Source organism: Streptomyces sp. NPDC001970, from assembly GCF_053594115.1.
On the sequence record NZ_JBSFDW010000004.1, the window covers coordinates 287,686 to 302,143 of the forward strand.

A 14,458-nucleotide genomic window follows, 5' to 3' on the forward strand; every position below is an offset into this window, starting at 1 on the left:
ACACCCGCACCCCGCACACCTCTTGTCTGATGGAGCGTCAGCCAAGACCATGGTGGCCCATCGAATATGACGGAACGTCAGATCAAGGGGATGGATCATGGTGGTCTTCGGGATGCAGCTCCCGGTCCAGTCGCAGAGCACCATCTACGCCGAGCCCTGGGAGGCCACCGCCGGCCCCGGCGACCTCGTCGAGATCGCCCGCACCGCCGACCGGTCGGGCTTCGACTATCTCGCGTCCTGCGACCATGTGGCCATTCCGCACCGGCTCGCCGCCGCGATGTCGACCGTCTGGTACGACCCCGTCGCCACGCTCTCCTTCCTCGCCGCGATCACCGAGCGCGTCCGGCTCCTCAGTCATGTCGCCGTCGTGGGACTGCGCCATCCGCTTCTCACCGCCAAGCAGTACGCGACCCTCGACCACCTCTCCTCCGGCCGTCTGGTCCTCGGCGTCGGCGCCGGTCACGTACGCGAGGAGTTCGACGCGCTCGGGGTGGACTTCGAGCGGCGCGGGCCCGTGCTCGACGAGACGATCGACGCGCTCAGGGCGGCGCTCGGGCCGGAGGAGTTCCCGAGCTTTGCGGGGGAGCGGTTCGCCTTCGAGGGGCTCGGGCAGAAGCCCCGGCCCGCGCAGGCCCGTGTGCCCATCTGGGTCGGCGGCTCCTCGCCCGCCGCCGTGCGCAGGGCCGCGCTCAAGGCCGACGGATGGCTGCCGCAGGGCGATCCGCGCGACCGGCTCCCGGGCCAGATCGCGAGGCTCAGGGCGCTGCGCGAGGAGGCGGGGGTCACCGACCCCGTGGAGATCGGCGCGATCACCGAGCCGCTGTACGTCGGCGACGCCTCCTGGGACGTCGGCCGCCGCACGCTCGCCGGCAAACCGGACGCGCTCGCCGAGTCGCTGCGCGCGTACGGCGCGATGGGAGTGGACCAGATCCAGGTGCGCTTCCGCAGCCGGAGCCGCACCGAACTCACCGATCAGATGACGGCCTTCGCCGCCGACGTCGCACCACACCTGAACTGACGTACCCGAACCGAGGAGAGTGGCATGGGGAAGCTGGACGGACGGGTCGTCCTCATCACGGGCGCCGCACGCGGTCAGGGCGAGCAGGAGGCCCGGCTCTTCGCCTCCGAAGGGGCGAAGGTCGTCCTCGCGGACGTCCTCGACGACCAGGGCGAGGCGGTCGCCAAGGAGATCGGCGGGCACTACGTCCACCTCGACGTGAGCCAGGAGGCCGGGTGGGCCGCCGCCGTCGGCGCGGCGAAGGACGCCTTCGGCCACATCGACGGCCTGGTCAACAACGCCGGCATCCTGCGCTTCAACGAGCTGGTGAGCACCCCGCTGGAGGAGTTCCAGGAGATCATCCAGGTCAACCAGATCGGCGCCTTCCTGGGCATCAAGTCCGTCGCCCCCGAGATCGAGGCGGCGGGCGGCGGCACGATCGTGAACACCGCCTCGTACACCGCACTCACCGGCATGACCTACGTCGGCGCCTACGCGGCGACCAAGCACGCCATCCTCGGCCTGACCCGGGTGGCCGCGATGGAGCTGGCGCCGAAGAAGATCCGGGTCAACGCGGTCTGCCCGGGTGCCGTCGACACCCCGATGAGCAATCCGGGGGGCGCGGACCCGGAGGAGGTGGACGAGGTCTACCGGAAGCTCGTGCCGCTGGGGCGGGCCGGGCAGCCGGAGGAGGTGGCGCGGCTGGCCCTGTTCCTGTCCAGCGACGACTCCTCCTACATCACGGGCCAGCCGTTCGTCATCGACGGTGGCTGGCTGGCGGGAATCAGCGTTCTCTGACGGATCGTCAGCTATTGACGGCCCGGGCGCACGGTGGAACAGTCTGTCGCATCGATCTGACGATGCGTCAGAAAAAGAAGGGCGGTGAACCCCCTTGGAATTCGGTCTCTTTGTGCAGGGATACGTGCCTGAGGCGCGGTCCAAGGTCGACCCCGAGGCAGAGCACAAGGCGCTGATCGAGGAGACCGAGTACGTCATCCAGGCCGACAAGTCGGGCTTCAAGTACGCCTGGGCCTCCGAGCACCACTTCCTGGAGGAGTACTCGCACCTGTCGGCGAACGAGGTCTTCCTCGGCTACCTCGCGCACGCCACCGAGCGCATCCACCTCGGCTCGGGCATCTTCAACCCTCTCGCGCAGGTCAACCACCCCGTCAAGGTGGCCGAGAAGGTCGCCATGCTCGACCACCTCTCCCAGGGGCGGTTCGAGTTCGGCACCGGACGCGGTGCGGGCAGCCACGAGATCCTCGGCTTCCTTCCCGGCATCGAGGACATGAACCACACCAAGGAGATCTGGGAAGAGACCATCGCCGAGTTCCCCAAGATGTTCCTCCAGGAGGAGTACGAGGGGTTCCAGGGCAAGCACTGGTCGCTGCCCCCGCGCAAGGTCTTCCCCAAGCCGTACGGCAAGGCCCACCCGGCCATGTGGTACGCCGCCGGCTCCCCCTCCTCGTACGCGATGGCCGCCAGGAAGGGCCTGGGCGTCCTCGGCTTCAGCGTCCAGAAGGTCTCCGACATGGAGTGGGTGCTGGAGGAGTACAAGACCGCGATCCAGGAGGCGAAGGCCATCGGTGCCTTCGTCAACGACAACGTCATGGTCACCTCGACCGCGATCTGCGCCGAGACCCACGACAAGGCGGTCGAGATCGCCGTCGACGCCAATCTGAACCGGTTCCAGTCGCTGGTCTTCCGCTACCACGACACCTTCCCGCGGCCCGAGGTCATCCCGCAGTGGCCCGAACTGCTCCCCGCGTACAACGCCGAGATCATCGAGCTGCTGATCGCCGAGGAGCTGATGATCTGCGGTGACCCCTCCGAGGTGCTCGCGCAGTGCAAGCGGTGGGAGCGGTCGGGGGCGGACCAGCTGTCGTTCGGGCTGCCGACGGGGGTGTCGTACGAGGACACGATGAACACCATCAAGCTCCTCGGCGAACACGTGATCCCGAAGATCGACACGGATCCGGTCCACCGGACGACCCGCTTCCGCGAGGCCGCCTGACCGTGGGCTCGGCCCCCGGGCCTCCGGGCTCCCTGGTCGGGACACGGACCTCCGACCCGACGCCGGCCCCCCGGCCTCACCCGGCTCCGAGCCCGGCACCGGCGCCCGACTCGGGCCGGCCCCGGCCCGGCCGTGGGGGCGCATGCGGCGGGCCTTTCCCCACCCCACCCCACCGCCCTGCCCCTTCCCGTCCTGGAGCTCCGCCCCGAACCCCGCGCGCCGACGGGGCTGACGACACAGCCCGTCCGGCGTTCGAGGACGGACACGCGGGCCGACCGTGCGGTGCCGGTGTGACGCAGCCCGTCCGGCGTTCGAGGACGGACACCCCGGCTCACCATGCGGTACCGGTCAGGCCCGGCGGGCCCTGGGGCCTGGGGCGAGCCCCGGTTCGGGAAGGGGCGGGGTGGGGGAAAGGCCCCATCCCCACAAACCGCGGGCGGCGTCTTCCCGGATCGCCGTTCGCACCGCCCGGCCGGAGGTCTCCGCGGCTGCGGCCAGCCGCGGAGGCCTCCGACCGGGGCACCCGACGAGTGACGAAAGGGACGCCACCCATGCTGGACCACCTGATCAAGGGCGCCACCGTCGTGGACGGCACCGGCGCCCCCGCCTACACCGCGGACGTCGGCCTCCGCGACGGCCGCATCGCCGTCATCGCCGAGCCCGGCACCGTCACCGAGGACGCCACGACGAGCGAGGACGCGACCGGGCTCGTCCTCACGCCCGGCTTCGTCGACCCTCACACGCACTACGACGCCCAGCTGTTCTGGGACCCGTACGCCACGCCCTCCATGAACCACGGCGTGACCACCGTCGCGGGTGGCAACTGCGGATTCACGCTCGCGCCGCTCAACCCGGACCGCCCCGAGGACGCCGACTACACCCGCCGCATGATGTCCAAGGTCGAGGGAATGTCCCTGGTCGCGCTCGAAGAGGGCGCGCCCTGGAACTGGCACACCTTCGGCGAGTACCTGAACGCCCTCGACGGCCGCATCGCCGTCAACGCGGGCTTCATGGTGGGCCACTGCGCCCTGCGCCGGCACGTCATGGGCCCGGACGCGGTCGGTGGCCGGCCCACACCCGAGCAGCTCGACGCCATGGTGCGGCTGTTGCACGACGCGATGGACGCCGGAGCCTGGGGTCTGTCCACCACCCAGTCGTCCACCCACTCGGACGGTGACGGACAGCCCGTCGCCTCCCGCCACGCCGAGCCCGCCGAACTGCTCGCCCTCTCCCGCGCCGTCGCCGAGCACGAGGGCACCCAGCTCGAGGCGATCGTCGCGGGCTGCCTCGACCAGTTCTCGGACGAGGAGATCGACCTCTTCGTCGAGATGAGCGCCGCCGCGGGCCGCCCGCTCAACTGGAACGTGCTCACCGTCGACGCCGCCGTACCCGAACGCGTACCGCGCCAGCTGGTCCCGAGCGAACGCGCCCGCAAGGCCGGCGGCCGGATCGTCGCGCTCACCATGCCGATCCTCACCCCCATGAACATGTCGCTCGGCACCTTCTGCGCACTCAACCTCATCCCGGGGTGGGGCGAGATCCTGGGCCTGCCCGTCCCGGAGCGGATCGCGAAGCTCCGCGAACCTGCGGTCCGCGCCGAGATGCTGCGCCGCGCCGACTCCAAGGAGGCGGGCGTCTTCCGGCGCCTGGCCCACTTCGGCCGGTACGTCATCGGCGACACGTACAGCGCGGAGAACGAGGGCCTGAGCGGCCGGGTCGTGAACGACATCGCGGCCGAGCGCGGCCAGGACCCCTTCCAGTGCCTGGTCGAGATCTGCGCCAACGACGACCTGCGCACGGTCCTGTGGCCGATGCCCACCGACAACGACCCGGCCAGCTGGACCCTGCGTGCCGAGACCTGGCAGCACGAGGACGTCATGCTCGGCGGCTCCGACGCGGGCGCACACCTGGACCGGATGTGCGGGGCGCCGTACACCACGCGCTTCATCGGGGACTGTCTGCGCGGACGCGGGCTCGCCTCCCTCGAGGAGGCGGTGAAGATGCTCACCGACGACCCGGCGCAGCTCTTCGGCCTGCGTGAGCGCGGCCGGATCGTCGAGGGCTTCCACGCCGACCTGGTGCTCCTCGACCCGGAGCGGATCGACGCGGGCCCGGCCACCCTCGTCCACGACCTGCCGGGGGACAGCCCGCGGCTCGACTCGCGGGCGGTCGGGATCGTGTCCGTACGCGTCAACGGCGTCGAGACCGTGCGCGACGACGAGATCACGGGCGCGGTCCCGGGCAAGGTGCTGCGCTCGGGCCTCGACACCAGGACGGTGAGCACCAGGTGAGCGCCGACGGGCCCGCCGGGCAGCGGCTGTACATAGGAGGGGAGTGGGTCGAGCCGGACGGCGGCCACTACGAGGTCGTCGACCCGGCGACCGAGGAGGTCGTCGGCCTCGCGCCCGAGGCGAGCCGCGACCAGGTGTACGAGGCCGCGGCAGCCGCCCGGGAGGCCTTCGCGTCCTGGTCCGGCACCGCCCCGGAGGAGCGTGCGGCGATTCTGGACCGGGCCGCGGACGTGATCCAGCGTGAGTTCGACACCTACGCGGAGCTCGCCCGCGCAGAGACCGGCGCGACGACCGGGACGGCGCGCGGCATGCAGGTCGCGGTCGGTGTCTCCCGCTTCCGGCGGTACGCGAAGGGCGCGCTGGAGCCCGTCGAGCAGGGGCTGCCGCCGCAGATCAACGAGGCGGGCCCGATGGGGAAGGCCGGGATCTTCGGCGCGCTCGCCGCCCGTCGCCCGGTCGGCGTGGTCACCTGCATCACCTCGTACAACAACCCGTGGGCGAATCCGGCCGGCAAGGTCGCCCCCGCCCTCGCCATGGGCAACACGGTCGTGGTGAAGCCCGCCCCGCAGGACCCGCTGTCCGTGTACCGGATGGCCGAGGCGCTGGCGGAGGCGGGCGCGCCGCCGGGGGTCGTCAATGTCGTGAGCGGCTCCCGCACGGAGCCGGGGGAGGCGGCCGTCGACTCCCCTGACGTCGACATGGTCAGCTTCACCGGCTCCACGGCCGTCGGGCAGCGCATCGGCGAGGTGTGCGGCGGGGCGATGAAACGGCAGCTGATGGAGCTGGGCGGCAAGGGCGCGGCGGTCGTCTTCGACGACGCCGATCTCGACTCCGCGGTCATGGGCATCGGCACCACCTTCGCCTTCTACAGCGGCCAGATCTGCACCGCACCGACGCGCGTCCTCGCGCAGCGCGCGATCCACGACAGCCTGATCGAGAAGCTGACGGGCTACCTGGCCTTCATGAAGGTCGGCGATCCGGCGGCGCGGGGCACGGTCGTGGGCCCGGTGATCTCCGCGGCGCATCGCGACCGGATCGAGTCGTACGTCGAACTGGGGAAGAAGGAGGGCGCGCGATTGGTCGCGGGCGGGGAGCGCCCCGATTTCGCGCGCGGTTTCTACGTGGCGCCGACGCTCTTCGCCGACTGCACCAACGAAATGCGTGTCGTACGGGAAGAGATCTTCGGCCCTGTGGTGGTCGTCGTGCCCTTCGACGACGAGGAGGAGGGCATCGCGCTCGCCAACGACAGCGACTACGGGCTGATCGACTACGTCTGGTCGGGGGACGCGGCCCGGGCCTTCCGGGTGGCGCGGCGGCTGCGGGCCGGCGGGGTCGGGGTGAACACGATCGGCCGCAACATGGAGGCGCCGTTCGGGGGGTTCAAGAAGAGCGGGGTGGGCCGGGACGTGGGTTCGTACGCCCTGCACGCGTACAGCGAACTGCAGGCGATCGTGTGGCCCGGAGGCTGAGCCCGAGCGGGTGGCCGGAGCGGAGCGGCGGGCACCGGCGAGGAGGCCGGCGGCCCGCGGATGAATCCGACGGGAAATTTTAGAAACGGGCAAAACGGGCGCAGCTGCGGTTTTCGCATTCCGGAACTGCTTGACCTGTGCCTGGAAATCTCCCGGGCGGGTCCTCAATCACCCTTTCAATCGCCGGTTGATTCTGCTTTTCCTTGTCGATATCCAAGGTGAAGGAAGTGGAGTTCAGGCTTCCGGATACGGGAACCGCAGCACTTAACGTCCTCTTCATGACTCAGCTGGACATGCGGCCCCAGGCCGGAGACACGGTACGGGGACGCCCTGGAGGGGGCGTCCGGGCCAAGGGACTGGAGAAGAACTCCGTCGGCCTCCTCGGCAGTGCTGTGATCGGTATCTCGACGGTCGCCCCCGTGTACTGCCTGACCTCCACCCTCGGCTCCACGGCCGGCGAGGTCGGCCTGCAGATGCCCGCCGTGTTCCTGGCCGGGTTCCTGCCCATGCTTCTCGTCGCCTTCGCCTACCGCGAGCTCAACAAGGTGATGCCGGACTCCGGCACCTCCTTCACCTGGACGGTGAAGGCCTTCGGCCCGCGCGTCGGCTGGATGTGCGGCTGGGGCCTCGTGATCGCCACGATCATCGTGCTCTCCAACCTCGCGGGCGTCGCGACCTCCTACTTCTGGCTGCTCGCCGGTGAGATCACGGGCAGCGAGTCGCTTGCCGCCCTGGACGGCAACAAGGCCGTCCACATCCTGACCTGCCTCGTCCTGATCGCCATCGCCACCGCGATCAGCTACCGCGGCATGACCGCCACGAAGCGTGTGCAGTACGCGCTCGTCGGCCTCCAGCTCGTCGTTCTCGCCGTCTTCGTCGCCATGGCCCTCCAGAAGGCCGGCAGCGGAGCCTTCGACACCGGCCTGGACTTCTCGTGGTCCTGGATGAACCCCTTCGCGGTCCAGTCCTTCGCGGCCTTCACCGCCGGACTGTCGCTGTCGATCTTCATGTACTGGGGCTGGGACGCCTGTCTGTCGACCAACGAGGAGACGACCGGCTCCGAAAAGACCCCCGGCCGCGCCGCGCTCATCGCGATGGTCGTCCTGGTCGGTTCGTACCTCGCCACCGGTGTCGCCGCGCAGATGGCCGTCGGCTCGGGTGACAAGGGCCTCGGCCTCGCCAACCCGGACACCTCCGACAACGTCTTCGCCGCCCTCGCGGGACCCGTCATGGGTCCGGTCCTCGGTGTCGCGCTCTTCGTCGCCGTTCTCGCCTCGGCCGCGGCCAGCCTCCAGACGACGTTCATCCCGGTCGCCCGCACGGTGCTCGCGATGTCCGCGTACGAGGCGCTGCCCAAGTCCTTCTCGGACGTCCACCCGCGCTTCAAGGTCCCCGGCCGGGCCACGGTCGTCGCGGGCGTCGCCACCGGCGTGTTCTACACGGTCATGACCCTGGTCAGCGAGCACGTCCTGGTCGACACGATCTACGCGCTCGGCCTCATGATCTGCTTCTACTACGCGCTGACCGCCTTCGCCTGCGCCTGGTACTTCCGCCGGGAGCTCTTCCGCTCCGCCCGTGACTTCGCCTTCAAGGGCCTCTTCCCGGTCCTCGGCGGCATCCTGCTCGCGGCGGTCTTCGGCAAGACCCTCTACGACATGTGGGACCCGGCCTACGGCTCGGGCTCCGCGGTCTTCGGCGTCGGCTCCGTCTTCGTCATCGGCGTCGGCCTGCTGGTCCTGGGCGGCGTGATCATGGTGATCATGCAGCGCCGCAGCCCGGCGTTCTTCCGCGGCGAGGTGCTGACGAAGGAGACCCCGTCGCTGGTCGTCGCCGACTGACCGCCGCCCCTTCCTCCCGCTGAGTACGCCATGCGTCCGGGCCCGGCCCCCTTCCTCGGGGGCCGGGCCCGGATGCATGTCCGTTACGCCGGCCCGAGCCCGCGCAGCGCGCCACCCGGTACAGCCGTCGCAGATCCGCCTCGGTGCAGCGGCGGTGGCCGGACGCGGTGCGTTCGCTCGCGCGGGCCAGGCCGATTTCGTCGTAGTGGTGGAGCGCGCGCACGGTCAGCCGGGTCGCATGCGCCACCTCGCCGATACTCCATCGATGTCCGGTCACGCGGTCACGCTGGGACCTCCCGCCACGGCAGGTTCAAGGGCCGTCAGCGGCTACTCGGCGGTCGGCGGGTGCGGACGCAGGGCGGACGTAGAGCGTCACACCTTCTCGAGAACCATGCGAAGCACGGTGTAGCGCCGCTCGCGCATGAACTTGAGCGCTGTGCGCTGCTCCCTGAGGATGTCGGACACCGCGCTCTCGCCGATGAGTTCGGTTCCCCGACGCCGGTTGGCCTCGGCCCGCTCCAGCCAGCTCTCCAGGGTCCGCACGCCGTCCTCCGGGTCACTGCGCACGTCCACGAGCTTGAACATGCCGATGCTCGCGTCGATGAGCTCGGCGAGGGTCGGCAGAAAGCACTCGGGGAACACCTTGCGCGATGCGTGGAAGCCCTCGCGGACGTTCTGGACCCCGTCGTAGACGTCCTTGACGGCCAGGTGCCCGTTCCTGCTGGCCGTCGTACTGCTGCTGCGCGTCGTACCGCCCTGCGGGTGCTGCGGTGCCAGTTGCCGCGCCGGCAGCACCAGGGACGCGAGCCACCCACGGCTGTTCCAGGCGTTGGACTGCAACGACATGCGCCCGCCCGGGCGCAGCCAGGAGTGGGAGCGCTCGAAGAACTCGCGGTAGCGGGCGACGCGCTTGGCCCGCAGGATGTTGTTGCCCGCGAAGTGTTCGATCGCCTCGATGGCGATGATGGCGTCGTAGGGCGCTGTCGGCACATGGTCGAACCAGTTCTCGGTCCGCACTTCGCAGCGAGGCCAGTTCTGGTCGCGGATCCAGGCGACCTGCCCCGGACTCATGGTGATGCCGACGACGTGACCGACGTGGTGATTCTCCACCAGCCGTTGCATGAGGCTGCCCCATCCGCAGCCGACGTCGAGCACGCGGTCGGCGCCCGCGGCGTTCGCGGCCTCGGCGTGGTGGTCGAGCTTGCGCAGCTGTGCCGATTCGAGGGTGTCGCCCTTCTCCCACATTCCGTAGGAGTAGACGAGTTCGGGCCCCAGCGTCAGCCGGTAGAAGTCGCCCAGGAAGTCGTACTGATGGCGGATCGCCTTGGACGACGTGCCCTTGTAGGCATGGGATTTGCTCGACCCGATCAACGCCATCACCCAACCTGTTGCCATGGAGCCCGGAGAAATCGGAAATCGTGACAGATCATGACTATGTACCCATAGTAGCGCTTACGTCACTGTCCAGCGATCTCTCGACACGGATCATCCCTGCCGGCCGGGCTTGCGGGCCCGTACCGACAGGGACAGGGAGCAGGGGCAGGAACAGGTGGGCGGCTCTCAGGCGGAGCGCCCCAGGAAGACCGGATTGGTGAACGCGGCCAGCGGTCCCGGGAGTCCCGGGACGGGGACGACCGGCGCGTGCCGCACCTCGGCCCGTACGTATGCCGCGTACGCCGCCGTCGTACGCCACTCCACCGTGCCCGTGCCCTCCGGCGGAAGGGCCGCCGTGTGCAGCACGCCCTGGTCGGTGACGATGCGGGCCGTGCGGCCGGGGGCCCCGGTCACCTCCAGGCGCACGGTCACCGGTTCGTCGGCGTCGACGCGCAGCCGCTCGCCGATGCCCGCGTGCTGCCCGCGCCCGCCGGACGCGGAGAAGGACAGCGACACGGCCGAGGACTCCGCGACGTAGCTCCGCCCCGCGCGGATGCCCTCGAGGATCGCCTCGCGGGTGAGGTCGTCGGCGAGGACGACGGTCTGCGGCGTGCCGACGGGGTCCGGGTCGCGGTGGGCGTCGCTGCTGCCCATCGCCGGTGTCCAGCGGCTGCCGGAGCGCACGGAGGCGACGAGCATGCCGTCCCAGTCCGCGAGGGACACCTCGTCGTCCGGCGTGTACGGCCCGTTCCACACCTCCACCGCGTCCGCCTCGCCGAAGCCGAACTTCCAGTTGCAGCCGATGCAGGTGGCGTGCGGGTGCGCCGGGACGACCAGGCCGCCTGCGCGGCGGATCTCGCGGGCGTAGTGGCCGAAGCGGTTGTCGCGGGCACGGTAGCGCCAGTCGACGAACGTGCCCGGGTCGGTGCCCAGGGCGACGACGTGACCGTTGCGCGTGGTGACCTCCTCGCCGAGGAGGATCAGCAGGTCGTCGCCCGCCGCATCCGCCCAGTGGGCGTGCGCGGCATGCGTGTTGTGCTCGCTGCTGTTGATGAAGTCGAGGCCCGCGGCGCGGGCGAGCGCGGCGATCTCGGCGGGCGTGCGCCTGCCGTCCGAGTACCAGGAGTGCAGATGGCAGTCCCCGCGGTACCAGGCCCGCCCACGCCCCTTGGCCCGCTCGGGCGGGTAGACCGGCTCGGGGGTCTTCGCCTGGGCGCCGTGGGTGAGCGTGATCGTGATCGTGTACGGCAGGCCCTGCGGCGCGACCGTGTACGGCCCGAGCGCGATGTACCAGGTGCCCGCGCGGATCGGCCCCGGGATGTAGCCGGGCGTCGCCTCGTCCCCCCGGATGAAGAACTCGCTGCGCGCCCCGCCCGACCAGCCCCGGAAGCCCTTCCCGCCGAGCGCCGTGCCGCGCTCGTCGAAGACGCCGATGTCCAGGGCGTTGCCCTGGGTGCCGGCGGGCACGGCCGGCTTCTCGTACGTGTACGAGACCCGGATCTCCGACACGCCGCGCGGGATCTCCACCGGCAGATGGACGAAGTCGGGTGAGCCGGGCGGGAGGGTGCCGCGCACGACTTTGGTGGTGCTCTCTTCGGCAGCTGCCTCGGCGAAGGTCACACTGCTCAACGTAAGCGCGGCAGCGGCTCCCGTCACGAACAGTCCGCGTCTGCTGATCGAGTGGTCACCGTGCTCTTCCTTGCACATGTCGTCGGCTCCCCAAGGTTGGTGAGAGGGACAGAGGTGGGCTCGACCACGCTGGTACTCGGCCATGAACCGCGGGTCAAGGGAAGGGGATTGGACGATTGCGCGGTCGTGGCGTCACCGTGCTCTCGGAATCCCGCACCGCACGGCGTACCTTTGGCCCGCCACGGACACGACGACGGGCGACGAAGGCGGAGGAGCCGTATGCGGATCTCGACCACGATCTTCCTGACGGACGAGACGATCACGCCCGTGCGGTTGGCGCGCGAGCTGGAGGAGCGCGGCTTCGCCGGGCTCTACCTGCCCGAACACACCCACATCCCGGTCGAGCGGACCACTCCGTACCCCGCGGGCGGCGAACTCCCCCCTGAGTACGGCCGCACCCTCGACCCCTTCGTCGCCCTCGGCCAGGCCGCGGCCGTCACGACGCGGCTCGGCCTCGGCACCGGCATCACCCTCCTCGCCCAGCGCGACCCGATCGCCCTCGCCAAGCAGATCGCGACCCTGGACTTCGTGAGCGGCGGCCGCTTCACCCTCGGCGTCGGCTTCGGCTGGAACAAGGAGGAGGCCGCGGACCACGGTGTGGAATGGTCCACGCGCCGTGAGCTGAGCCGCGACCGGATGCTGCTGATGCGGGCGCTGTGGGCCCCCGAACCGACGGCGTACGAGGGCGACTTCGGATCGGTACGGGCGTCCTACGCCTACCCGAAGCCCGTCGTCGGGGGTGCCCCGCGCATCCTGGTCGGCGGGGCGGCGGGCCCGAAGCTCTTCGCGCACATCGCCGAATACGCGGACGGCTGGATGCCGATCGGCGGGCGGGGCCTGTCGGAGTCCGTGCCGGTGCTGCGCGAGGTGTGGGAGAAGGCGGGCCGCGATCCGGGCGCGCTGCAGGTCGTGCCGTACGCCGTCCTGCCGTCGACGGGCAAGCTCGCGCACTACGCGGAGCTGGGCGTGGAGGAGGTGGTCCTTCAGCTGCCGCCGGCGGGGGAGGGAGAGGTGCTGGGGGTGCTGGACGAGTACGGGCGGTACCTGTGACACGGCACCGCCCGCCCGCCGCGTCCCGCCCGTCCCGACGGCGCGCAGGTCACGGACCGCTGCCGTCGGTCGGGGCGGGACACCTCAGCGTGTGATCGTGTAGAACGAGGTCGTTCCCGTGCCCTCGTTCGCCACCGCCAGCATCGGCCGGTGTGTGGGGCTCTGCCAGGCCGGAACGTACTCCAGGCCCTCGGGCGACTCGTCGCCCGCCGTGCGGACCCAGTTCTGGAAGACCGGCTTGCGGGGATCGCTGATGTCGAAGATCATCACGCCGTTGGTGCGCTCGATCGCGACGAAGGCCATCAGACGGCCGTCGACCTCGCCGATGGTCAGACCCTCGGGCTCCGGGCCCTTGTTGTCGCTGCGCTTGTCGAAGTCGCCCTCGCCCTCGGCGTTGAAGTTGGCGGGGTCGATCTCGGCGGTCAGACGCTCGAGGAGGTCGCCGCTGTCGTAGACCAGGCGGCCCTTGCCGTCGCGGACGGAGAAGGAGCGCCCGCCGTAGACGCGCACCGGGTCGCCGGCCCGGGCGGGCTTGAGGACCGTCAGCCGGCCGAGCTCGGACTCGGCGAGCAGGGAGCGGTCGAACCCGGTGGGCAGGAGCGCCGGGTCGAGGTCGGAGAGGCGGATGCCGTCGGCGTACTGGGTGTCGTCCTCGCCGTACTCGCGCTCGTCGCCCTCGTTGGCGACGACGTAGTAGTCGCGGCCGTGGTGCTCGAAGGCGGCCAGGGCGTCGGGCATGTAGACACCCTGGATCGGGCGCGGCTCGATCCGGATGGCGCCGTCGCGGTCGGAGGTGTCCAGACCGTTGCCCGGCAGCGAGTGGTCCTTGTGGCCGAGGCCTTCGACCGCGGTGACGCGGGCGGAGCGCAGGTCCACGGTGGCGACAGCGTTGTTCTCCTGCAGCGTGACGAACGCGGTGCGGCCGTCCTTGGACACCGAGATGTACTCCGGCTCCAGGTCCTGGGCGACCGTGGCGCCCGGACCGCTGATCCGCACGGAGTCGTCGAGGCGGCGGTGGTTGAAGCCACGGAAGTCGGCGGTGCGCGCGGTGGCGCGGTGGGCGCCGCGGTCCAGCGCGACGATGCTGACGCTGCCCTCGGGGTCGGCCTCGCCCGGCTGGTAGCCGACGGGCTCGCCCTCGTTGGCCACCAGGAGGCGGCGACCGTCGGCGGTGAAGGTCACCATGTCGGGGCTGTGCCCGACCGTGACCGCCTTGATCACGGTGCCGTCGGGACGCATCAGGACGACCTTGCCGCGCTCGGCCGCGTCCGCCGACTCCACGGCTGCGGCGACCAGACCGTGGCGGGCGTCGACGCTGGTGACCGCACCGGTGCCGTACGCCGACAGATCGACGGAGGTGATCTTTACCGGCTTTGCAGGGTCGTGCACGTCGAGGACGTCGACAGCCAGGTTGTCGGCCGTGGTGACGTACGCGCGACGGGTGGTCCAGTCGTACGCGACGATCTCGGCCTTGTCGCCGGCGTACGTGCCCAAGTGGGCCAGGTTCACCGGACGTTCGCCGGCGGATCCCCGGGCCGAGGCCGGGGAGGAACTGAGGAGGGCCAGAGAGGCGGTGAGCGCGAGGGACGCGGCGCACACGCGTCCGAGGCGCGTGGGTGCATTCATGGGCCGGATGCTCGATGGAGGACATGAACGCCGTGTGGCCGCGGGGTTGCTGCCGCGCGGTGGGCGGCAGCCGGGTTGAGGGATGCGGTGCAGGAGGTCGGGGCGCGGGT

Annotated in this window: 10 protein-coding genes and 1 pseudogene; 7 read left to right on the plus strand and 4 right to left on the minus strand. The window is 70.7% G+C overall.

The genetic code is table 11. The features are described 5' to 3' along the window. The first annotated feature begins 97 nt into the window (after positions 1 to 97). The 6 genes from ACWCP0_RS07955 (at position 98) to ACWCP0_RS07980 (ending at position 8,609) form a co-directional block, all read left to right on the plus strand. A complete protein-coding gene (locus ACWCP0_RS07955; protein WP_451077997.1) occupies positions 98 to 1,018 on the plus strand; it encodes an LLM class F420-dependent oxidoreductase in 921 nt (306 codons plus the stop codon). Positions 1,019 to 1,042: 24 nt separating this feature from the next. Continuing rightward, the gene (locus tag ACWCP0_RS07960) at positions 1,043 to 1,795 is read left to right on the plus strand and encodes an SDR family NAD(P)-dependent oxidoreductase (RefSeq protein ID WP_451077998.1); all 753 of its coding nucleotides are present in this window, start codon (positions 1,043 to 1,045) and stop codon (positions 1,793 to 1,795) included. Positions 1,796 to 1,889: 94 nt separating this feature from the next. Next, entirely contained in the window at positions 1,890 to 3,011 is a 1,122-nt protein-coding gene (locus ACWCP0_RS07965; RefSeq protein WP_451077999.1) for an LLM class flavin-dependent oxidoreductase, read from the plus strand. A gap of 551 nt (positions 3,012 to 3,562) precedes the next feature. Then, the gene (locus tag ACWCP0_RS07970; RefSeq protein WP_451078000.1) at positions 3,563 to 5,302 is read left to right on the plus strand and encodes an N-acyl-D-amino-acid deacylase family protein; all 1,740 of its coding nucleotides are present in this window, start codon (positions 3,563 to 3,565) and stop codon (positions 5,300 to 5,302) included. Beyond that, positions 5,299 to 6,771 (plus strand): aldehyde dehydrogenase family protein, encoded by a 1,473-nt coding sequence (locus ACWCP0_RS07975; RefSeq protein ID WP_451078001.1) that lies wholly within the window; start codon positions 5,299 to 5,301, stop codon positions 6,769 to 6,771. Before ACWCP0_RS07970 ends, ACWCP0_RS07975 begins: the two co-directional genes overlap by 4 nt. A gap of 278 nt (positions 6,772 to 7,049) precedes the next feature. After that, on the plus strand, positions 7,050 to 8,609 hold the full coding sequence (locus tag ACWCP0_RS07980) for an APC family permease (protein ID WP_451078002.1): 1,560 nt from the start codon (positions 7,050 to 7,052) through the stop codon (positions 8,607 to 8,609). Positions 8,610 to 8,721: 112 nt separating this feature from the next. On the opposite strand, the pseudogene ACWCP0_RS07985 reads toward ACWCP0_RS07980, so the two are convergent. From ACWCP0_RS07985 to ACWCP0_RS07995, 3 genes and pseudogenes are all read right to left on the minus strand, one after another. Then, positions 8,722 to 8,886, minus strand: a pseudogene (locus tag ACWCP0_RS07985) (MerR family DNA-binding transcriptional regulator); the annotation flags it as partial. Positions 8,887 to 8,981: 95 nt separating this feature from the next. Beyond that, positions 8,982 to 10,004 (minus strand): SAM-dependent methyltransferase, encoded by a 1,023-nt coding sequence (locus tag ACWCP0_RS07990; protein WP_451078003.1) that lies wholly within the window; start codon positions 10,002 to 10,004, stop codon positions 8,982 to 8,984. A gap of 165 nt (positions 10,005 to 10,169) precedes the next feature. After that, entirely contained in the window at positions 10,170 to 11,690 is a 1,521-nt protein-coding gene (locus ACWCP0_RS07995) for a CehA/McbA family metallohydrolase (RefSeq protein ID WP_451078004.1), read from the minus strand. Between the two features lie 201 nt (positions 11,691 to 11,891). Here ACWCP0_RS07995 and ACWCP0_RS08000 point away from each other — a divergent pair, with 201 nt between their 5' ends. After that, complete coding sequence (locus ACWCP0_RS08000; RefSeq protein WP_451078005.1) at positions 11,892 to 12,722, plus strand: LLM class F420-dependent oxidoreductase; 831 nt, start codon at positions 11,892 to 11,894, stop codon at positions 12,720 to 12,722. Between the two features lie 84 nt (positions 12,723 to 12,806). Here ACWCP0_RS08000 and ACWCP0_RS08005 read toward each other — a convergent pair whose 3' ends face one another. Further along, on the minus strand, positions 12,807 to 14,348 hold the full coding sequence (locus ACWCP0_RS08005) for a choice-of-anchor I family protein (RefSeq protein WP_451078006.1): 1,542 nt from the start codon (positions 14,346 to 14,348) through the stop codon (positions 12,807 to 12,809). Between the last annotated feature and the right edge of the window lie 110 nt (positions 14,349 to 14,458).